Source organism: Nonomuraea sp. NPDC059194, from assembly GCF_042754765.1.
Lineage (GTDB): Bacteria > Actinomycetota > Actinomycetes > Streptosporangiales > Streptosporangiaceae > Nonomuraea.
On record NZ_JBHZBH010000006.1, the window covers coordinates 90399 to 110205 of the forward strand.

Genomic DNA, 19807 nt, shown 5'->3' on the forward strand with positions numbered 1-19807 from the left:
CTTCAGTCCACTTCGGCGCTGCCGTTCACCCTGAGCTTACGGCGGGCGCGCTCGTAGAAGGTCGTCGTGCCGAGCCGTACCACCCGGGCCGCGCCCGACACGGCGGACACGGTCACGTGGTCGCCGGGGGACAGGTGGCCCATCACCCTGCCGTCGACCTCCACGGCCAGCGTGCCGCTCGCGGGCAGCAGCTCCAGCGTGACCTTCTCGTTGGCCGACAGCATCACCGCCCTGTTGAACGCCGAGTGCGCCGCCGCGGGGATCACGAGCAGTCCCTCGACCAGGGGTGAGACGATCGGTCCGCCGGCCGAGAAGCTGTAGGCGGTCGAGCCCGTCGAGGTGGCCATGATGACCGCGTCGGCCGCGTAGCGCACGAACGGGTGCCCCTCGACGGCCACGCCCACCGCGGCGATCCCGTCGCCGGGGATCCGCACCAGCGCGATGTCGTTGAAGGCGGTGACCTCGTGCCCGTCCTTCAACGTCGTCCGCACCGCCATGCGCGGCTCCACGGTGTAACGGTGCTCGTCGATGGCCGACAGGGTCTCGGGCAGCTCGTTCACGTCGATCTCGGCGAGGAAGCCGAGCTTGCCGAGGTTGACGCCGAGGATCGGCGTCTGAAGCCCCGCGATCAGCCGCATCGTGCGCAGCATCGTGCCGTCGCCGCCCAGGCTGACCAGCAGGTCGGCGCGCTTGCACAGCTCGTCGGGCTCGACCGCGATCGCGCTGCAGTGGATGCGGTCCACCTCCTCGGGCAGGCCGAGCACCGTCACACCTCTGGCGGTGGCCCACGACAGGATCGTCTGGATCGCCGTCTCGGAGTCGCGTCGCGGGTGCAGAACCAGACCAACCGTCCCGATCATGCCCATGCGCCTCACTGTACGCGGCTCAGCTCAGGGGGTTGGGAACTGCTTCGGATTGAGTGTTCATAAGTATCAATTTGCTAACCATGAGCGATGTATGATCACGCCTTGTGAACCTGACGGAATGGGCGCGAGCACAGGGGATCGCCCTTCGTACCGCCTACCGTTGGTTCCGTGAGGGCACGTTGCCGGTCCCTGCGGAACGCGTGGGGCCGCGCACGATCCTGGTCAACCTCGACGCGAACACCTCACCGTCTGTGACCGGTGGCCTGGGCTTGTACGCCCGCGTCTCGTCACCCGACCAGAAGGCCGACTTGGAACGTCGGCTCGTCCGGTTGTCTCAGTGGGCAGCAAAGGCCGGGCATCGGGTGGTGCGGCTCGAATCCGAGATCGCCTCCGGGATGAACGGCTCCCGCGCGAAGGCCCGTCGCCTGTTGGCCGATCCGCAGGTGGCCACGGTCGTGGTCGAGCACCGGGAGCCGCTTGGCCGGATGAACACCGAACTCGCGGACAACCGCGTCCGCAAGGCCCTGGAAGCCGCGGCGGCCGATGACTGAGCCGAACAAAAAGCAGTTGCGCGCCATCGACGCGCCGTTCGTCGCCCTCGGGCCGTCCGGGGTGGCGATACGCGACCGGCTCAAGCACCTCACGCCGCAGGATGAGAAGGTCCTCCGGCTGGTAGGTGATCACCTGGGCTGCCTGGCGTCCCGTGATCTCAAGCAGCGTTGTGCGGATGGTCTGGAGCACTGCGCGGACACGTGGGCGGCCCGTAAGCGGGACCTGACCGCCGAGTCCTCCTCCCGGTGGGCCGGTTCGATCACCAAGGCGAGCCACGATCAGTGGGCGCTGTCGCGCCGCTGCCAGGCCGCGCACATCGATAGCCTCGAAGCTGGTGTCCGTACGCTGAGGCACCGGCTCTGCCAGCCCATCGGAGCGAAGGCAACCAAGCGGGCGCCGGGCGGATACCGCTCCGAGCACGAGTGGTTCATGAAGTCGCGCCGTCTGGCAGCGCTTGAGTGCCGGCTGGAGCGGGAGCGGGCTGAGCGTGAGGCCGGTATTGTGCACGTGGTGCGCGGCGGTCGCCGTCTGCTGGGCACCCGGCACAACCTCGCCAAAGCCCAGCTCGATGAGCAGGAGTGGCGGCAGCGGTGGGAGGCGGAGCGCTGGTTCCTCCAGGCGGACGGCGAGAGCGGGAAGCGGTACGGCAACGAAACCCTCCGCGTTACCCCCGAAGGCGAAGTGTCGATCAAGCTGCCCGCCCCGCTCGCTCACCTGGCCAACGCCCGCAACGGACGCTACGTCCTGTCCGCCCGTGTCGCCTTCGCGCACCGGGCCGAGGAGTGGGCCGACCGGATCAGCGCGAACCGTGCTGTGGCCTACCGCATCCACTACGACGTTCCCCGTGGTCGCTGGTACCTCAACGCGTCCTGGCAACGCCCGGTCGTCAAGACGGTCCCGCTGGAGGCGGCCCGCGCCAAGGGCATGGTCGGTGTCGATACGAACGCCGACCACTTCGCGGCCTACCGGCTCGACGCCTGCGGCAACCCGGTCGGCGACCCGCACCGCTTCTTCTACGACCTGTCCGGCACCGCTCCCCATCGGGACGCGCAGATCCGGCATGCCATCACCCGGCTCCTGCACTGGGCCGAAGGTGCCGGTGTGGCTGCGATCGGTATCGAGGACCTGGACTTCACCGCCGAGAAGACCCGCGAGAAGCACGGCCGTAACAAGCGGTTCCGGCAGCTCATCTCCGGCATGCCCACCGGCAGGCTCAAGGCGCGGCTGGTGTCGATGGCGGCTGAGATGGATGTGTCCATCGTGGCCGTTGATCCGGCGTATACGTCGACGTGGGGTGCGCAGCATTGGCAGAAGCCGATGAGCGCGCCCCGCCGGAAGACCACCCGGCACGATGCCGCGAGCATCGCGATCGGACGACGCGCCCTCGGGCACCCGATCCGGCGACGGACGACACCGCCCCAGCATCACCAGAGCGATGGTGCTGGGTATCGGACCGTCCAGGCCGATCGTGGTACCCGGGGGCGTGAGGAAACCCGCCGCCCCGTCACGGACCGTGCACACGATGCACGTGCCCGGACGGGGAACATCCAAGGAACGCGGGCGACCAGCGCATCCAAAACCGTTCGGGATGCGTGCAGTGCCGGGCAGCGGGTCCAAGACCCACTCCTGATCACTGACGAGGAACGGTCTCCACCCAGGATCCGCCGGTAGTCTCGTGGGTTGTGCCGAGCATTCCCCAGCCCCTGGTCCCAGGTGACGACGGCAGCGCCGACGCCGCCGTCGCCGCCGCGCTGGCCGCTTTCTCCTCGGGGACGGCCGACGCCACCGCCGTCCTGTCGGCGTTGAGCGGCTCCAGGCTGCTGGTGCCCGTGGTGGCGCTGCTGACCGAGTCCGAGGTGGGCGAGCACGGGCTCAGGCAGGAGAAGGAGAGCGAGATGGCGCTCCCCAAGCTCGTCGGCAAGGACGGCAGGGAAGCGGTGATCGCCTTCACCGGCGTCGAGGCGCTCACCAGGTGGCGGCCCGACGCGCGGCCGATCCAGGCGACGACGCTGCAGGTCTGCCAGGCGGCCGTGCACGAGAACGCGGCAGCGGTGGTGGTCGACGTGGCGGGGCCGGTGCCGTTCGTCATCGAGGGCGGCGTGCTGGAGGCGATGGCCGCCGTCGAGTCGGGCACCCTCGACCGCGTGGGCCCCTCGGTGACCGTGGCCCGCTTCGCCGAGGAGCCCGCTCCCCGGCGCCGCCGGTTCCCGTGGTCACGCCGCCCCTGATCGGGTTCGCTTCTCCGAAGTGGTCACGCCGCTCCTGATCGGGTTCGCTTCTCCGAAGAAGGCGGCCCACCATCCCGATGTGACGGCGAGAACTCCTGAGCTGGAGTGGCGTGCTGGACGGGCGCCCGCGCGGTGACCACGGTGGCCGTTGCGTGCGGGAGCCGTACCGGAAACTCCTGACAGCGGCCGCCGCGGCCCGCGAGGATGGGCGGATGGTGGTCTGGGCCGCGCTGGCGGGGTTCGTCGCGGGCGTCCTCGCCCGCGCGCTCGCCGCGGGCTTCGCGGCCGACCCCGCCGACACCCGCGCCGAGGCACGGCGCGCGCTCACAGGCCTCCTCCAACAGACGGCCCGCGGCCTCCAAGCACGCGGTGCTCCGGCGGTCGAGGTGGCGACGGCGGCGGCGTTCGCGCTGCTCGCCTGGCGCATGGACGCGGCCTACCTGCCCGCGCTCCTCTACGCCGCCACGGCGGGCGCCGCGCTCTGCGTGATCGACTGGCGCACCCGGCGGCTGCCCGACGCGATCACCCTGCCCTCCTACCCGGTCCTCGCCCTCCTCCTGCTGCCCACCGGCCGGCTGCCCGAGGCGCTGCTCGGCGGCCTGGCCCTGTTCGTCCTGTACGGCGTGCTGTGGTTCGCCAGACCTGCCGCCATGGGCCTCGGGGACGTCAAACTGGCCGGGCTCATCGGCATGGCCGCCTGCGCGGTGAGCTGGAACGCGTGGATCGCCGCGGCGCTCGCGGGCCAGGTGCTCGGCGCGCTCTACGCCATCACCCTCCTTGTCACGAAAAAAGCGGAAAAGTCGACAGAGTTCCCCTTCGGCCCCTTCATGCTCGTCGGAGCGCTCTGTCTCGCCTGGTGAGCCATGGCGATCCCACCGCTCCGCACATGGAAGACTTGTCAGCATGTTGCGCTGGTTGACCGCCGGAGAGTCCCACGGCCCCGAACTCGTCGCCATCCTCGAAGGCCTGCCCGCGGGTGTGGAGGTGACCACGGCCGCCATCGACGAGGCGCTGCGTCGTCGCCGCCTCGGTTATGGCCGCGGCGCGCGCATGAAGTTCGAGGAGGACAAGGTCTCCATCGTCGGCGGCCTGCGTCACGGGCGCACCCTCGGCAGCCCCGTCGCCATCCGCGTCGGCAACACCGAGTGGCCCAAGTGGGAGAAGGTCATGGCGGCCGACCCCGTCGACCCCGCCGAGCTGGAGGGCATGGCCCGCAACGCGCCGCGCTCGCGCCCCAGGCCCGGCCACGCCGACCTGGCCGGCATGCAGAAGTACGGCTTCGACGACGCCCGCCCCGTGCTCGACAGGGCCAGCGCCCGTGAGACCGCCGCCAGAGTCGCGCTCGGCGAGGTCGCCAAGCGCTTCCTCAAGCAGGCGCTCGGCGTCGAGATCTTCAGCCACGTCGTGTCGATCGGCGCCGCGCGGTCGCCCGGCACCGTCTTCCCCGTCCCCGCCGACCTGGCCGCCATCGATGCCGACCCCGTGCGCTGCATCGACCCCGAGGGCAGCGCCGCCATGGTCGCCGAGATCGACAAGGCCCACAAGGAGGGCGACACGCTCGGCGGCGTCGTCGAGGTCCTCGCCTACGGCCTGCCGCCCGGCCTCGGCAGCTACACCCACTGGGACCGCCGCCTCGACGCCCGCCTGGCCGCCGCCCTCATGGGCATCCAGGCGATCAAGGGCGTGGGCGTCGGCGACGGCTTCGAGACCGCCAGGCGTCCCGGCTCCCGCGCCCACGACGAGATCGAGTACACCACCGACGACGGCGTCAAGCGCATCACCAACCGCGCCGGCGGCGTCGAGGGCGGCATGACCAACGGCGAGGTCCTGCGCGTCAGCGCCGCGATGAAGCCGATCTCCACCGTCCCGAGGGCGCTGGCCACGATCGACGTCAAGACCGGCGAGGCGGCCAAGGCCCACCACGAGCGCTCCGACGTCTGCGCGGTGCCCGCCGCCGGCATCGTGGCCGAGGCCATGGTGGCGCTGGTGCTGGCCGACGCGGCCCTCGAGAAGTTCGGCGGCGACTCCGTCGAGGAAGTCGCCCGCAACCTGTCCGGCTACCTCTCATCCATGGTGATCAAATGACCAAGGTCGTGCTGATCGGCCCTCCAGGGTCGGGCAAGACGACACTCGGCCGCCTGCTCGCGCAGCGGCTCGGCGTCGCCTTCCGTGACACCGACACCGACGTCGAGTCGGTCGCGGGCAAGCCCGTGAGCGACATCTTCATCGAGGACGGCGAGGCGCGCTTCCGCGAGCTCGAGCACGAGGCCGTCCGCCTCGCCCTCGCCGAGCACGACGGAGTCCTGTCGCTCGGCGGCGGCGCCATCCTGCACGAGGGCACTCAGGCGCTGCTCGACGGGCACCACGTCGTCTACCTCGAAGTCGGGCTCGCCGACGCCGTCCAGCGCGTCGGCCTCGGCTCGGCCCGCCCGCTGCTGGTCCTCAACCCGCGCAGCCAGCTGAAGAAGCTCATGGACGAGCGCCGCCCCGTCTACGAGCGGCTCGCCGTGCTGACTGTGGTGACCGACAAGCGCGACCCCGAGGACCTCGTCGAGGAGATCGTGAAGGGGCTGCCGGCATGAGCGCCACCCGCATCACCGTTCGCGGCGACCACCCCTACGACGTCGTCATCGGCACCGGCGTGCTGGGCGAGCTGCCCGGCCTGATCGGCGAGGGCGTCCGCACCGTCGCCGTCGTCCACCCCGCCACGCTGCCCGAGATCTCCCGCCCCGTGTGCGGGGCGCTGGAAGAGGCCGGCTACGACGTGGTCTCGCTGCCCGTCCCCGACGGCGAGGCGGCCAAGTCCGTCGAGGTTGCCGCCCAGCTCTGGTCGGCTTTCGGCCGGTACGGCATCAGCCGCTCCGACGCCGTCGTCGGCGTGGGCGGCGGCGCCACCACCGACCTGGCGGGGTTCGTCGCCGCCACCTGGCTGCGCGGCGTCAAGGTCGTCATGGTCCCCACCACGCTGCTGGCGATGGTCGACGCGGCGGTCGGCGGCAAGAACGGCATCGACACCCCCGAGGGCAAGAACCTCGTCGGCACCTTCCTACCGCCCGCCGGCGTCCTCTGCGACCTGGCGACACTGCCGTCCATGCCGCGCGAAGACTACGTCGCGGGCCTGGCGGAGATCATCAAGGGTGGCTTCATCGCCGACCCGACCATCCTCATGCTGGTCGAGGACGACCCCGACGGGGCCACCAGGCCCGAGGGCGAGCACACCCGCCAGCTGATCGAACGCAAGATCCAGGTCAAGGCCGACGTCGTCGGCTCCGACCTGCGCGAGGCGGGCCTGCGCGAGATCCTCAACTACGGCCACACCCTCGCCCACGCCATCGAACGCGCCGAGCACTACCAGATCCGCCACGGCGAGGCCGTCGCCATCGGCATGGTCTACGCCGCCGAGCTGTCGCGCCTGGCGGGCCGCGCCGACCTGGTGGAGCGCACCCGCTCCATCCTCACCTCGGTGGGCCTGCCCACCGCCTACCGCAAGGACGCCTGGCCCGAGCTGCGCGACCACATGCGGCTCGACAAGAAGAACCGCGGCGCCAAGCAGCGCTTCGTCGTCCTCGACGGTCTGGCCAAGCCCGGCAGGCTCGAGGACCCGGCCGAGGAGTTGCTGGAGGCCGCCTACCGCGAGGTGGCGCGATGATCTACGTGCTCAACGGCCCCAACCTGTCGCGCCTCGGCACCCGCGAGCCTGACGTCTACGGCGCGGAGACCTTCGAGGACCTGCGCGCGCTGTGTGTCGCGACCGGGCGCGAGCTCGGCCTCCACGTCGAGGTGCGCCAGACCGACGACGAGGCCGAGCTGGTCGGCTGGATCCACGAGGCGGCCGACGGCAAGATCCCCGTCGTGCTCAACCCGGCCGCCTTCACCCACTACTCCTACGCCCTGCGCGACGCCCTCGCCCAGCGCACCGCGCCGCTGATCGAGGTGCACATCTCCAACCCGGCCGCGCGCGAGGAGTTCAGGCACACCTCCGTCGTGGCCGCCGTCGCCACCGGCACCATCGCCGGGTTCGGCCTCCAGTCCTACGTGCTGGCCCTGCGCGCGATGGCGGACCTGGTGCGATGACTCGCTACCGCTCCTTCGTCGCGCTCGGCGACAGCTTCACCGAAGGGCTCAACGACCCGGGCGCCGACGGCTGCTTCCGCGGCTGGGCCGACCGGGTCGCCGAACGGCTGGCCGAGCTGGAGCCCGACTTCCATTACGCCAACCTCGCCGTGCGCGGCAAGCTCATCGACCAGATCGTCGCCGAGCAGGTTCCCCTGGCCGTGGCGATGAAGCCCGACCTGATCAGCTTCTGCGCGGGCGGCAACGACCTGCTCAGACCGGGCAGCGACCCCGACCGCATGGCCAAGAAGCTCGCCGGCGCCGTCGCCGAGCTGCGCGCCACCGGCGCCGAGGTGCTGCTGTTCACCGGCGTCGACCCGCGCGACACGCCGCTGATGCGGCGCATGCGCGGCAAGTTCGCCACCTTCTACCTGCACCTGCGCTCCATCGCCGACCTGTACGGCTGCCGCGTCGTCGACCTGTGGTCGATGCAGGCGATCCGCGACTGGCGGGCGTGGAGCGACGACCGGCTCCACATGAACGAGGACGGACACCGGCTGGTGGCCGCGAGAGTGCTCGACGTGCTCGACGTGCCGTGCGACGACTCCTGGCGCAAGGACTGGCCCGCCCGCACGGTCGACCCCAGGATCAAGCGCCGCGAGGACGCCCGCTGGGTGCGGGAGTTCCTGGTCCCGTGGGTGAACCGCCGCCTGCGCGGCACCTCCTCCGGCGACGGCCTCGACCCCAAGCGCCCCGACCTCCAACGCTGGAACCTCCCCTAGCCCTAGCCCACCGGCCCCCACCGACCCGGCATCGCCCGGCCGCGGTCCACGCCCGGCCCGCCCCCCGGTCCACGCCCGACCTGCCAGGCCCGACCCGCCAGGCCCGCCCCCGGTCCACGCCCACCGGCCCGTGCCCGCCTGATGCCGCGTCCACTCGCCCGCCGCCGCTCCCGCATGATGTCCGCTTGGCGCCGGTGCCGTGCTCCGCCCGCCGTACCGCCCGCCATGGGCCGTCCTACGCCAGATCACAGGACTCCGCCTAGATAAGAGTCGTTCCGCTAGATCCCGTCTAGCGATGATCTAGCGCCTCCTTCATGAGAGGAGGTGCCGGGATGAAAGAGGCTACGGCCCCGCTGCGGATGGCGGTGATCATCGGCAGCACACGCGAGGGCCGGGTCGGCGACAGCATCGGCCGTTGGTTCGCCGCGCACGCCGCGCGCCGTGACGACCTCGACGTCTCGGTCCTCGACCTGGCCGGCTACACCTTCCCCTCAACCTTCCCAGCAGTGCCCACCCCCGCCATGCGGGCGTTCTCAGCCGCGGTGGCTACGGCGGAGGCCTTCGTCGTCGTCACACCCGAGTACAACCGCAGCTTCCCCGCCTCCCTCAAACAGGCGATCGACTTCGCCTACGACGAGTGGCAGGCCAAACCGGTCGGGTTCGTCTCCTACGGGGCCGGATCCAGCGGCCTGTACGCCATGGAGCAGCTACGAACGGTGTTCATCGGCCTGCATGCCGTGACAGTGCGTGATGGAGTCGGGGTCGATCTGCTCGACGGCGGCGTGGACGACCGCTGCATGCCGTACGACACGGACGAACGCGAGCAGGCCATCACCACCATGCTCGACCAGCTCCTGTGGTGGGGCCTCGCGCTGCGGACCGCGCGCGCCGCCCGCCCCTTCGCCTCGTGAACCACCCCACGCACAGCACCCCAAGACCAACCTCGTGAAGAAAGCGACGCCATCATGACAGAGCTAGCCATCGAAACATCCGGCCTGGTCAAGACGTTCGGCGACAACCGCGCCGTCGACGGCCTCGACCTGGCCGTCCCCGCCGGCATCGTGTACGGCGTGCTCGGCCCCAACGGAGCCGGCAAGACCACCGCCGTCCGCATGCTCGCCACGCTCCTGCGTCCCGACGGCGGCCAGGCCAAGGTCTTCGGCCACGACGTCAGGCGCGAGGCCGACGCCGTACGCACCAGAGTGAGCTTGACCGGGCAGTACGCCTCCGTTGACGAGGACCTCACGGGCATGGAGAACCTCGTCCTGCTCGCCCGGCTGCTCGGCCACCGCAAGCCGGCCGCGAGGGACAGGGCGGGCGAGCTGCTGGAGGCGTTCGGTCTCACCGAGGCCGCCGACCGCCTGGTCAAGAACTACTCGGGCGGCATGCGCCGCAGGCTCGACATCTCGGCCAGCATTCTCAACACCCCTGACCTGCTCTTCCTCGACGAGCCCACGACCGGGCTCGACCCGCGCAGCCGTAACCAGGTGTGGGACATCATCCGCATCGTCGTCGCCCACGGCACCACCGTGCTCCTGACCACCCAGTACCTCGAGGAGGCCGACCGGCTCGCCAGCCGCATCGCGGTCATCGACCACGGCAAGGTCATCGCCGAGGGCACGCCCGGCCAGCTGAAGTCCTCCATCGGAGCGGGCGCGGTCCACGTGCGGCTGCGCGACGCCGCCCAGCGCCCCGAGGCCGAACGGGTCCTGTCTTCGGCGCTCGCCACCCAGGTCTACCTCGAAGCCGACCCCGTCGCGCTGACCGCGCGCGTCGCCGGCAACGACGACGGCGAGCGCGTCGCCGCCGAGCGGGCCTCGCTGGCCCTGGCGGAGCTCGCCCGCGCCGGGATCGTCGTCGACGACTTCTCCCTCGGCCAGCCCAGCCTGGACGAGGTCTTCCTCGCCCTCACCGACCGTCCCGCCACCGAGAAGGAGATCGCAGCATGAGCACCGACACCTCCACCGCCTACGTTCCCGTGGCCGAGACGCTCGGCACCGTGCTCGCTCCCGCCGCCCGCCCGCCGCGCCCGAGCGCGTTGTCGGCGTCGATGACGTTCGGCTGGCGGGCGATGCTGAAGATCAAGCACGTTCCCGAGCAGCTCTTCGACGTCACCGCGTTCCCGATCATGATGACGCTGATGTTCACCTTCCTGTTCGGCGGCGCCCTCGCGGGCTCGCCAGGGCAGTACCTGCAGTTCGTGTTGCCCGGCATCATGGTGCAGAGCGTCGTGATGATCACGATGTACACCGGCATCGAGGTCAACAAGGACATCGAACGGGGCGTGTTCGACCGCTTCAGATCGCTGCCCATGTGGCGGCCCGCGCCCATGGTCGGCTACCTGCTGGGCGACGTGCTCCGCTATGTGATGGCCTCGACCGTCATCTTCGTCGTCGGCCTGATCCTCGGCTTCCGCCCCGGCGGCGGCATCGCGGGCGCCGCGGCGGGAATCGCGGTGCTGGTCGGCTTCTCGTTCGCGTTCTCGTGGCTCTGGACGATGCTCGGACTGCTCCTGCGCAGCGAGAAGTCGGTGATGGGGTGGAGCATGATGGTGCTGTTCCCGCTCACGTTCCTCAGCAACGTCTTCGTCAACCCCGACACGATGCCGGGCTGGCTGCAGGTGTTCGTCGTGCACATCAACCCGATCAGCCACCTGGTCGCCGCGGTTCGCTCCCTGATGGGCGGCACGGCCGACTTCGGCGAGCTGGGCTGGGTGGCCGTGGCGAGCCTCCTGCTCATCGCGGTGTTCGGCTCCCTGACCATGCGCCTGTACAACCGTAAGTAGGCTCGACTTCCCCTCGCGCGGGTCCGGCACCCACAGGGGGCACCGGACAGAATGGGCACCCTTAGGGTGCCCATTTTGCGTCGATCGTCTTGTCTGTGAGGGTGACAACGCAGGTCGCCGTGTGGGTCGACCTGGAGCCGGAATCCGTCGAACAGCTTTCTCAAGAGGTCTTTTGGGAACGCGATCGAGGTCCACACTGCCGGTGGGGAGCGCGTCGAGGAGTCCTGCTGAGGTCTTCGAGTCGCCTTCTCTTGGGCATGCGCTGCTGGATGTCTATGGCGAGGTCTCCGGTGGGAATGTCGGTTGAGCTTGAGTGTGCGGATAAGCCGGACACGGTGGGCGCCAGCGCCTGACGTCGTTTGTGTGCTGACGCGTCTCGCGTTCGCCGGCCTTGAGCCGACAGCTGTTGGCCGCCACCTTCGCCACACAGCCACCCCGGTCCACCACCGACACGCCTGCATCAAGCCCACACTCATGCCAGCCTGCGATCCACCTCGCACACCCGGCATCTGCCTCGACTCACGCTTGATCAAGTAGCGTGAACGCGCACGCCTGATCATGGACCCCCACTCCCGATGAGGAGTAACGCGTGACACCGCGAACCGAAGGTGCCAAATTCGCCATCGCCATCGTCCTCTACATCATCGGGTGGGCCGCCGTCATCATCTGCGGCATCTGGTTCGTCACCGCCTGCGCCTCCGCCAACTTCGGCAGCGACTGCGACGGCCAGACCATGAAACAAGGCGACACCTGCGTAGAAATGCGAAGCGGCGACGAGACCAGCTTCGAAGAAGGGCAGGACATAGTGGCGCGCGGTCAGACAGAGATGATGGTCACCGGCGCCGGGTTTCTGATCGGCCTGGGCATGATCTTCGTTGGTAACCGGCTAGGCGACGACTGAGCTTCTGTATTAACAAACCGCCTGATCCGCACAGCCGTTGGCAGTTCTCCCAGCACGTAGGAGAGCGTGGCGAGATCTGCCGGTGGCGTGGTGAGGTCGGTCCGAATTCCCGACCTGTGCCACGTGGCGTTCCTGACCTCCGGATGGATGGCCGAGGCTGCGAGATGGCGACCGAACTCGATGACAGCCCGCCCCGACCTCGCCTACATCCCATTCCGCGACGCCCCAACCGTCGATTTCGCGCTCCTCTGGCTGACCGCCAGCCATAGCGTGCGTTCGTCCAGACCATCCTCGCGGTCGCCGGCGAGCCCAGCGGAGAGGCCCCGACCCGCCGTCCCGACACTGGAAAATGATTCAGGATGGGACCCTGGCACGGGACTTCGAGCGTCGCAGGAGAAGGGGAAGCTCATGGACAGCAGCCGGCATCTCCCGGCCCCGCGTATGTGGTAGCCCGGTCAGGGCCCTCGCCTCGGCAGGTCCGGCCCCTCCAGCGTCGAACCCGCACCGCGACCCATTGTGTGAGTAGCGATCCAGCTACGGTCAGACGCCCTCCCGCGTGCGCCTGCGGGAGAACACGGAGGCGAGCGGCCGGCCCATGCATGCGGGACCTTCACAGATAGACGCGCAGTACGTCTCGGAGGCGTTGTTCGGAATCTGGGTTGCCGCCGCTGGCGTCGCTGTTGAAGGGCTCGCTGGTCATGCCGCGGGCCGGCCCGGCTGACTCCACGGCGGCGGCTCGGCGAGGGCGCGCAGCGCTTCACGGGAGTTGCGCCCCGCCCCGGCTGAGACCTCGGCGCCGTCCTGATCGCGGGCGATGGCCACCACGAGGCCTTCCACGGGATCGTGGGAGAGCGCGATGGTGTGGCCGCCGACCAGCAATGCATCGGCGGTCGGATGGTCTGAGGGAGCGGCCCTGTCGAGCAAGACATGGGCCGCGACCAGGCCGGCGACCGGGGTGCGGTGGCGGCCCAGCAGCACGGGCTCTCCGTGCGGCTCGGCGACCTGGCGTACGAGGTCGCCGAGCTTGGACCGCGCCGTCGACACCGGCACGAGGGGCAGGCCGCTCCACACCCCGCCCACCTTCGACAGCGGCACCAGCCCGGCCCACTGCCAGCGCTCTCGGGTGATCATGACAGTGCCGCCATTCCTGGCCTCCTCCACGAGCGAGGCCCAGCGGGCGCGGGCGTCTTCGACGGAGAAGGGGACACCGAGCAGCGCCACGCGTTCGTCGTACGACAGCCGTTCCGTGTTGATCATTCGGAGATCGTAAGGCACCTTACGGAATTTTGCCAGGCCGTGGCCAGCGCCGTCTACTCGCCGCGGCGCCGGGCACACCGTCACCGTCCTTGTCCTCGCCCCGTACTGGACCACCGGCCGGCGGATGCGGGACTCCTCCCTGACCTCCCCCGTCGCGGTCATCCGTCCCCCGGTCACCCGCGGGGGAGTACGGCATGAGGATCATCGTCGCGCCCGCGCACTGGCGGCGATCCGGTCCTACGGAGTGGCGTGCTCAGCAAGCCGGTGGCCGTTCATCAGTGGCCATGCTCCCTATACGTAGCATCCGGGTGTCGGGCCGGTCCGGCAACGTCCAAGGACGATCGGACCGGGTCGGCACAGGGGCAACCCCTGGCGAAATGCCCCCAAAAGGCGCATATTTCGCGGAAGCCTCCGTGCGTGCCCCCGGTTAGACATTGAGTACCAATCCATCAGTGTGCCGGTGCACACCCGGCACACATCATGACTAACCGGGGGACGCAATGTCCATTATGCGCTATTTGCTGCCTGCGCCCGCTCCGTACGCGCTGGATCCGCCGGGCCCGCGAGGCGGCGGGCCCTCGAACGCGGCCAAGCGTGGCCGCGCGCGCCGTCGTCGTCGCTGAACGCTTGACATCAGGCACCCTCGCCGGCAGCCGGCGGGGGTGCCGTGCGCCGGGGGAAGAAGAGGAGGCGTAAGCGCACCTGCTCCTGCCAGGGGGACAGCGGGCCCGTCCCTCGCAGCGCCTCAACCGGCCAGGAAGGGCAGACGGCCGTGGCCATTCCGGCGGCCCTCCCCGCTTACCCACCTACAAGGGCGGCTGCACGTTTCCTGGACTACAAGCCGACCTACTCCGTGGTGGAGGTACGGGCAGGCATTACTGAACCTTTGCGTGCCGGGCCGGTGGCCCAGGTTCGGGCCACACCATCGTGACACTGCACACCACCGGCACCAATCGAACGTCCACTCGTTCCATTCGCTTCACCAGCTCCGATCATGAGGCTGCTCGCGCGGCTCAGGAACTCGTCTCGGCGGCATCTGCCGTTGAGCGTCTGGCTGGCCGCCGCCGACACGGAGACCATCGCCTCCTGCCCGGCGGGCTGCTGTGTCCCGGTGAGCGGCTCGCCGGCTCGCCATCTCGTGTCCATCTTGGATGAGAGGACAGCCGGCATCGCCCGCATCGACGCGGTCGGCCGATCGTTCCGTCCAGCAATCCCATTCCGCTGCCCCGGTGACGAACGCCAGCGGCATCGAATGCCCTAGGCGGGCCACGGCTCCTGCGTGGAAGTCTCAACCGCTACGGGGCGCGGGCTGAGGCTGACGGGGCATGGTGGGTCATGCGCCGGGTGCGGCGACGGCTTCGGTGGGGAGGTGGCGCGACAGGCGAAGGACTGTCAGGGCGGCCAGGGCAACCAAGAACGCCAGGATCAGCCACAACATGGTCGGCTCGACGGACAGGAGGGCGGAGAACCCGGCAGGGGCGAAGACCGCCGCGATGGCCCAGGTTTGCTGGTAGATGGCCAGGTAGCGGCCGCGCAGGGTAGGTGGGGCGGTTCCGGCGGCGAGGGCCCAGGAAGGGGTGGTGTGCAGGAGTTCACCCAGGGTGAGGATGAGCGTGGCGGCGACCAGGGCAGCGATGCGTGCGCTGCCGTGTGGAAGCAAGGGCGCGGCGGCGAAGGCCGCACAGGCTGCCATCATCACCGTGCCGCTCAAAGCCATCGCGTGGGTACGGCGGGCGTGCCGCTGCCAGCGGCGCACGGGGAGTTGACCGGCCGCCGCCAGGACGGTGTTGGATGTGTACAGGATGCCCAGGAGAACCGGCGAGGCGCCGAGGACTGTGACCGCGTAGATCGGCATGGCCACGGGGAGAATCAGGTGGATCAGGGTGTAGGCCTGCTCCGCCGCTACCAGCCTGAGGAACGGGCGGTCCGCGAGGACCTGGCGGTAGCCGCCGGAGTGGCGGACAGGCGGGCTCGTCGGAGCCTGGCGTCCCGACAGGATCAGGCATCCGGTCGCGACGACGAAGCTGACGGCGTTCACCAGGGCGATGAGGACGAACCCGGCGCTGTCGGCAAGGGCGACCGCTCCTGCCGACAGCAGGCCGCCCAGGCCGAAGGCGACATTGCGTGCGGTGGCCATGAGGGTGTACAGGCGGTCGCGGGCCGGGCCCTCCGCCAGGTCGGAGATGTAGCTCCCCGAGGCCGGGTAGTAGGCGCGATCGCCGACCGCGATCGCCGCGGCGACGCCGATGAGCGGGCCGAAGCCGTCTACGATCGGGTAGGCGGCGAAGCCTAGCGCCCGCACCACGTAGGTGCCCATCAGTACCCGGCGCGCGTCGAAACGGTCGATCAGGATCCCGGCCGCCGGGTTGGCGGCCAGCCCCACCAGCGCGGCCACGGTCATGCCGAGCCCCACGGTCGTCAGGGGCAGACCGGTCACCTGATGAATGAACAACAGCGTCAATGGCATGTAGAGGCCGCTGCCGAGCGCATCGACGAACATCCCGACCAGGAACGGGCGTGCGCCGAGGACGCGGGTGGGAGAGGTGACCATGGCGATCAGTGTGGCCACACCCCTGGCGGGATTGAATCGGACCATGGTCCTACGTCCCTCGGCCAGTCGCCGGGTGGATCCGAACGCTCCCTGGCGTCCTGCGGCGGTTGAACCGCGAGCCGTCCCGCACGGGCCCTTCCGGGTGAGCCGCGCGGACGGGGGCGCCTGCTGGGCCGGGACATTGAACCAGAGCACCGCGGTTCCTACGCGGGCACCGGCCTCGCCCTCCAGTTCGGCCAGCGCGGCGCTGGTGCGCCAGGCGCTCGGCGTCGCCGAGTTCGTCGAACCACATGGTGCCGTTGATGGTGCGTCGTCGGATCCGACGCGTCGCCCCTGACTCATCCCCGCCAGCGCCCCAGGAGTGCTGCTGGTACCACCAGGTGAACCGCCTGGCCGCCAAGGTCGCGGTTCATCTGGTCCGAGACTGGTGCATTCTGCACGTCGAACCCCTGCACGGCGAACTACCAGCGAGAACGCGCCTTCGCCAGGATGAAGGCATGAGTTCGACGTCACTCCCTACCGCATCGAGATCTCCCAGGCGGACCTGGACGACCTGCAGACGCGGCTCGATCTGGCCCGCTTCACCGACGCCTACGGCGTGAATGTCCAGCACGTCAGACGGCTGGTCGACCACCGGAGAAACGGCTACGACTGGCGAGCGGCTGGGTCGAGCTGATGGTGCGGCTCGGCCGATCGGGCTCGCCGCGGCCAAGGGCGACTTCGCCTCCATCAGGCGCTTCGCCGAACGCGACCACAAGAACGCGACCGCAAGAACGCGACCACAAGAACGCGACCACAAGAACATCGTGCAGTGGCACACCTACGAGAGCGGCGGGCACTACGCCGCGCACATGACATCCACCGTCTACGCGGATGACGTCCGCGAGTTCTTCATGAAGGTGACCGGATGAGACCTTTCGTCATCGACATCCCGCAGGCCGACCTCGACGATCTTCAGGAGCGGCTGAGCCGTACCCGCTGGCCTGCCGTGCTGCCCGGCGCGGAGTGGAGCAGGGGAGTGCCTGTGCCCTATCTCCAGGACCTGGTGGCCCACTGGCAGGACGGCTACCAGTGGCGGGACTGGGAGCGGCGGTTGAACGCCTTCCCGCAGTTCGTCGACGAGATCGACGGTCAGCCCGTGCACTTCTTCCACGTGCGCTCCGCCAACGAGGACGCTCTCCCGCTGATCATCACGCACAGCTGGCCGAACTCGGTCGCCGAGTTCCTGAACGTCCTGGGCCCGCTCGCCGAGACCTTTCACGTGGTCGCGCCCTCGCTGCCCGGATTCGGGTTCTCCCCGTTCCCCGAGCCCGCCGACGAGCGGCGGTGGAACATCGAGCGGGTGGCCCGTACCTGGGCCGAGCTGATGCGCAGGCTCGGCTACGAGAAGTACGGCGCGCATGGCAACGACGCGGGCGCGTTGGTCTCGCCCCAGCTCGGGGCCCTGTTTCCCGAGCACGTGGTGGGAGTGCACATCACGGGCGGGGTCGGCATGCCCACCGGTGCCCCTGGCGAGCTGGACGGACTGTCGGAGGAGGAGCGGGCGAGCGTGGCCTGGGTGGCCGACATGCTGGCAGGATCGGGCGGCAGCGGCTACGCGCCCTACCTGGCCGCCAGGCCGCAGACGCTCAGCTTCGGCTGGTCCGACTCGCCGGTCGCGCAATTGGCCTATCTCGTGGAGCGGTTCAGGGAGTTCGACGGCTGGCAGCCGGATGACGAGCCGATCGAGCGTGACCTGGTGCTCACCAACGCCAGCCTGTACTGGCTGACGAACACCGGTGGGTCGTCGTCGTGGACGTACTACGAGAATGCCGCCGGCATGCCGATCGACCAGAGCGCGGTGCCGACCGGGGTCTCCCACGGCGGCTCGTCGGCCTTCCGCCGGCTGGCCGAGCGAGGCAACGACATCGTCCACTGGGAGGATCTCGACCATCCCAGCCACATGCTGGCGATGGCGGCGCCCGAGCCGCTGGTGGCCGACATCCGTCGCTTCTTCGCGGCACTGTCCTAGCGGGGGACGGACGCGACCAGGGTGAACGTGCCGTCGCCCTGGTCGCCCGCCGAGAACGAGCCGCCCGCCGCCTCGACCCTGGTCGCCAGATTGGCCAGCCCGCTGCCCGTCGCCGGTACGGCCTCCGCCACGCCGTCGTTGGCGACGCGCAGCCGTACCTCATGCCCGTCGTTCTCGACCGAGATCGTGCACGACCGCGCGGCCGAGTGCCTGACGACGTTCGTCACGGCCTCGCGAAGGACGGTGGCGAGCACAGGGTGCTCCTCCGGGTCGGCGGCGTCCACCCGGAGGTCCACGCCTGCGGAGGCGAGCAGCGCGCGGGCGGAGTCGATCTCCTTCGGCAGGCTCAGCACAGCGCCCTCCGAGGTGATCGAGCGCACGTCCGCGAGGGCTCGCACCGCCAGCGGGCCTACCTCCCGCAGCAGGTCCTCCGCCTTGCCTGGGTCGTCGTCGAGCACGCGAAGACCCAGCTCGGCCTTGAGCGTGATGGCCGACAGGGTGAAGCCGAGCAGGTCGTGCACGTCCCTGGCCAGCCGGAGCCGCTCGGCGATCACGGCGTTCCTGGCGATCTGCCCGCGGAGCGCACGTAGGCGCGCGGCCGCCTCGGGGAGGCGGTTGAACGCGAACACGCCTATGGCCGTGACGAGCACCGACGCGGTCTGGTAGAGCGCATAGCCGCCGACTTCCGGGTAGAGCCGCAGCACCTGCCCTGCGCCGATGGCGAAGACCCCGACGATGGGCACCGACCAGCGGGCGGGCAGCCACAGCAGCGTGTTGGCCACGGCTAGGCCCAGCAGAGCCGACATCGTGCCCTGCCCCACATACACGGTGGCCGCGCCGGTGATCAGGATCTGGGCCGGGAGCGTCCAGCGCCAGGCTGCGGGAGCCGAGGCCCGGGGAACGCCGTGGTAGAGCTGGAGCGCGGCGGCCGATATCGCGACGACCAGGGCGACAGCCCGGTCTGACTGATCAGCGGTGTCCATCTCCGCGACGTTGTTGAGCACGATGATCGAGAAGCCGGCGGTCATCGCGATCATGAACCAGCGCGCGAGCCCGGTCGAGACGTCAGGAAGGTCGGCCTGGTGGGCCGGCACGGGGTCCCCGCGGACGGCGGCGACCCCCCGAGCCTCCGCCGCCGCCTCTCGTGAGATCCGTGCCATGTCGACGAGCACGTCGGCGGACACGGGAGCCCGACGCGACAGCGTCATGATGCGGGAGAGCCGGGTGCCGATGGCCCTGCGGAGGTCGGCTGCCGCGCGCAGGCGCTCGTCCGCCACCTTCAGTTCGGCGAGCTGCCGGTTGGCCGTGTGCGTCTCGGCCAGCAGGACGGCCAGCCGTACCAGCGCGAAGAGCGTGAGCCCGGTGTTCAGGTCGATGATCGTGAAGCTGGCGACGGCGAAGAAGCCCGGCCCGTGGAGTACGGCCGCAACCAGCGTGTCGGCGGCTATCACCCCCGCGAACAGCAACCATCCCGCAGGGCCCGCGAAGGTCAGCGGCATCGCCGCGGCCAGTGGCCCTGCGATCGGTCCCCACAGCATCGCGAACGGCACGTAGGCGCCGAAGGTCACGGCTGCCAGGACGGGTATGGCCCAGCGCCTGCGCATGGCCGCCACGGCGAAGAGCGCGGCGACGGACACGATGAGGCCAAGGCCGATCGCCGAGGTGAGCGGCGAGGACCGTTCCGAGAGGCGGGCCATGACCTGGAAGATGGTGAATCGCGCCGGAACGAGCAGGGCGATGTACCCGAACACCAGCGCCCAGCCGATCCACGGCCGTCCACTCGCGTCCTTGACCGTCACGTGCGCTTTGTATCACGCCTAG

General features: G+C 70.0%; 20 protein-coding genes. 16 read left to right on the forward strand and 4 right to left on the reverse strand.

What is annotated here, in order from left to right:
* Positions 1-2: 2 nt before the first annotated feature.
* Positions 3-866 carry an NAD(+)/NADH kinase gene (locus ACFXJ8_RS10865; protein WP_379643645.1) on the reverse strand — a complete coding sequence of 288 codons (864 nt, stop codon included), beginning with the start codon at positions 864-866 and terminating at the stop codon, positions 3-5.
* Positions 867-970: 104 nt separating this feature from the next.
* Here ACFXJ8_RS10865 and ACFXJ8_RS10870 point away from each other — a divergent pair, with 104 nt between their 5' ends.
* The 13 genes from ACFXJ8_RS10870 to ACFXJ8_RS10930 all read left to right on the forward strand — a co-directional run bounded on the left by ACFXJ8_RS10870 (position 971) and on the right by ACFXJ8_RS10930 (position 12167).
* The gene (locus ACFXJ8_RS10870) at positions 971-1417 is read left to right on the forward strand and encodes a recombinase family protein (RefSeq protein WP_379643646.1); all 447 of its coding nucleotides are present in this window, start codon (positions 971-973) and stop codon (positions 1415-1417) included.
* Positions 1410-3089 carry an IS200/IS605 family accessory protein TnpB-related protein gene (locus ACFXJ8_RS10875; RefSeq protein WP_379643647.1) on the forward strand — a complete coding sequence of 560 codons (1680 nt, stop codon included), beginning with the start codon at positions 1410-1412 and terminating at the stop codon, positions 3087-3089. Before ACFXJ8_RS10870 ends, ACFXJ8_RS10875 begins: the two co-directional genes overlap by 8 nt.
* An 11-nt stretch (positions 3090-3100) precedes the next feature.
* Complete coding sequence (locus tag ACFXJ8_RS10880) at positions 3101-3646, forward strand: SseB family protein (RefSeq protein ID WP_379643648.1); 546 nt, start codon at positions 3101-3103, stop codon at positions 3644-3646.
* Positions 3647-3798: 152 nt separating this feature from the next.
* Positions 3799-4506 (forward strand): prepilin peptidase, encoded by a 708-nt coding sequence (locus tag ACFXJ8_RS10885; RefSeq protein ID WP_379643649.1) that lies wholly within the window; start codon positions 3799-3801, stop codon positions 4504-4506.
* Between the two features lie 43 nt (positions 4507-4549).
* Complete coding sequence (gene aroC / locus ACFXJ8_RS10890) at positions 4550-5731, forward strand: chorismate synthase (RefSeq protein ID WP_379643650.1); 1182 nt, start codon at positions 4550-4552, stop codon at positions 5729-5731.
* A complete protein-coding gene (locus ACFXJ8_RS10895; RefSeq protein ID WP_379643651.1) occupies positions 5728-6228 on the forward strand; it encodes a shikimate kinase in 501 nt (166 codons plus the stop codon). The genes aroC and ACFXJ8_RS10895 overlap by 4 nt, the downstream gene beginning before the upstream one ends.
* Positions 6225-7295 carry a 3-dehydroquinate synthase gene (aroB, locus tag ACFXJ8_RS10900; protein ID WP_379643652.1) on the forward strand — a complete coding sequence of 357 codons (1071 nt, stop codon included), beginning with the start codon at positions 6225-6227 and terminating at the stop codon, positions 7293-7295. The genes ACFXJ8_RS10895 and aroB overlap by 4 nt, the downstream gene beginning before the upstream one ends.
* Entirely contained in the window at positions 7292-7720 is a 429-nt protein-coding gene (aroQ, locus tag ACFXJ8_RS10905; protein ID WP_379643653.1) for a type II 3-dehydroquinate dehydratase, read from the forward strand. The genes aroB and aroQ overlap by 4 nt, the downstream gene beginning before the upstream one ends.
* Entirely contained in the window at positions 7717-8481 is a 765-nt protein-coding gene (locus ACFXJ8_RS10910) for an SGNH/GDSL hydrolase family protein (RefSeq protein WP_379643654.1), read from the forward strand. The genes aroQ and ACFXJ8_RS10910 overlap by 4 nt, the downstream gene beginning before the upstream one ends.
* A gap of 332 nt (positions 8482-8813) precedes the next feature.
* Complete coding sequence (locus ACFXJ8_RS10915) at positions 8814-9392, forward strand: NADPH-dependent FMN reductase (protein WP_379643655.1); 579 nt, start codon at positions 8814-8816, stop codon at positions 9390-9392.
* A 54-nt stretch (positions 9393-9446) separates the two neighbouring features.
* The gene (locus ACFXJ8_RS10920; RefSeq protein WP_379643656.1) at positions 9447-10430 is read left to right on the forward strand and encodes an ATP-binding cassette domain-containing protein; all 984 of its coding nucleotides are present in this window, start codon (positions 9447-9449) and stop codon (positions 10428-10430) included.
* Entirely contained in the window at positions 10427-11266 is an 840-nt protein-coding gene (locus tag ACFXJ8_RS10925; RefSeq protein WP_379643657.1) for an ABC transporter permease, read from the forward strand. The genes ACFXJ8_RS10920 and ACFXJ8_RS10925 overlap by 4 nt, the downstream gene beginning before the upstream one ends.
* 589 nt (positions 11267-11855) lie before the next feature.
* Complete coding sequence (locus ACFXJ8_RS10930) at positions 11856-12167, forward strand: hypothetical protein (protein ID WP_379643658.1); 312 nt, start codon at positions 11856-11858, stop codon at positions 12165-12167.
* Positions 12168-12863: 696 nt separating this feature from the next.
* Here ACFXJ8_RS10930 and ACFXJ8_RS10935 read toward each other — a convergent pair.
* Entirely contained in the window at positions 12864-13424 is a 561-nt protein-coding gene (locus ACFXJ8_RS10935; RefSeq protein WP_379643659.1) for a hypothetical protein, read from the reverse strand.
* 1333 nt (positions 13425-14757) lie between these two features.
* A complete protein-coding gene (locus tag ACFXJ8_RS10940) occupies positions 14758-16020 on the reverse strand; it encodes an MFS transporter (RefSeq protein WP_379643660.1) in 1263 nt (420 codons plus the stop codon).
* A 478-nt stretch (positions 16021-16498) separates the two neighbouring features.
* Here ACFXJ8_RS10940 and ACFXJ8_RS10945 point away from each other — a divergent pair, with 478 nt between their 5' ends.
* The 3 genes from ACFXJ8_RS10945 to ACFXJ8_RS10955 are packed head-to-tail and all read left to right on the forward strand — an operon-like array spanning position 16499 to position 17986.
* Positions 16499-16651, forward strand: a complete 153-nt coding sequence (locus ACFXJ8_RS10945) for an epoxide hydrolase N-terminal domain-containing protein (protein WP_379643805.1) — start codon at positions 16499-16501, stop codon at positions 16649-16651.
* Positions 16578-16886 (forward strand): hypothetical protein, encoded by a 309-nt coding sequence (locus ACFXJ8_RS10950; RefSeq protein WP_379643661.1) that lies wholly within the window; start codon positions 16578-16580, stop codon positions 16884-16886. Before ACFXJ8_RS10945 ends, ACFXJ8_RS10950 begins: the two co-directional genes overlap by 74 nt.
* The gene (locus ACFXJ8_RS10955; protein ID WP_379643662.1) at positions 16883-17986 is read left to right on the forward strand and encodes an epoxide hydrolase family protein; all 1104 of its coding nucleotides are present in this window, start codon (positions 16883-16885) and stop codon (positions 17984-17986) included. The genes ACFXJ8_RS10950 and ACFXJ8_RS10955 overlap by 4 nt, the downstream gene beginning before the upstream one ends.
* Here the strand turns inward: ACFXJ8_RS10955 and ACFXJ8_RS10960 are convergent.
* Positions 17983-19785 carry a sensor histidine kinase gene (locus ACFXJ8_RS10960; protein WP_379643663.1) on the reverse strand — a complete coding sequence of 601 codons (1803 nt, stop codon included), beginning with the start codon at positions 19783-19785 and terminating at the stop codon, positions 17983-17985. The genes ACFXJ8_RS10955 and ACFXJ8_RS10960 overlap by 4 nt on opposite strands.
* Positions 19786-19807 lie beyond the last annotated feature (22 nt).

Excerpts from the sequence above, each read along its gene's own strand:
- ACFXJ8_RS10895 (WP_379643651.1), top strand. The coding sequence starts at position 5,728 with ATGACCAAGGTCGTGCTGATCGGCCCTCCAGGGTCGGGCAAGACGACA.
- ACFXJ8_RS10950 (WP_379643661.1), top strand. The coding sequence starts at position 16,578 with ATGTCCAGCACGTCAGACGGCTGGTCGACCACCGGAGAAACGGCTACG.
- ACFXJ8_RS10940 (WP_379643660.1), bottom strand. The coding sequence starts at position 16,020 with ATGGTCCGATTCAATCCCGCCAGGGGTGTGGCCACACTGATCGCCATG.
- ACFXJ8_RS10910 (WP_379643654.1), top strand. The coding sequence starts at position 7,717 with ATGACTCGCTACCGCTCCTTCGTCGCGCTCGGCGACAGCTTCACCGAA.
- aroC (WP_379643650.1), top strand. The coding sequence starts at position 4,550 with ATGTTGCGCTGGTTGACCGCCGGAGAGTCCCACGGCCCCGAACTCGTC.
- ACFXJ8_RS10955 (WP_379643662.1), top strand. The coding sequence starts at position 16,883 with ATGAGACCTTTCGTCATCGACATCCCGCAGGCCGACCTCGACGATCTT.
- ACFXJ8_RS10935 (WP_379643659.1), bottom strand. The coding sequence starts at position 13,424 with ATGATCAACACGGAACGGCTGTCGTACGACGAACGCGTGGCGCTGCTC.
- ACFXJ8_RS10920 (WP_379643656.1), top strand. The coding sequence starts at position 9,447 with ATGACAGAGCTAGCCATCGAAACATCCGGCCTGGTCAAGACGTTCGGC.
- aroB (WP_379643652.1), top strand. The coding sequence starts at position 6,225 with ATGAGCGCCACCCGCATCACCGTTCGCGGCGACCACCCCTACGACGTC.
- ACFXJ8_RS10875 (WP_379643647.1), top strand. The coding sequence starts at position 1,410 with ATGACTGAGCCGAACAAAAAGCAGTTGCGCGCCATCGACGCGCCGTTC.
- ACFXJ8_RS10925 (WP_379643657.1), top strand. The coding sequence starts at position 10,427 with ATGAGCACCGACACCTCCACCGCCTACGTTCCCGTGGCCGAGACGCTC.
- ACFXJ8_RS10865 (WP_379643645.1), bottom strand. The coding sequence starts at position 866 with ATGGGCATGATCGGGACGGTTGGTCTGGTTCTGCACCCGCGACGCGAC.
- ACFXJ8_RS10915 (WP_379643655.1), top strand. The coding sequence starts at position 8,814 with ATGAAAGAGGCTACGGCCCCGCTGCGGATGGCGGTGATCATCGGCAGC.
- aroQ (WP_379643653.1), top strand. The coding sequence starts at position 7,292 with ATGATCTACGTGCTCAACGGCCCCAACCTGTCGCGCCTCGGCACCCGC.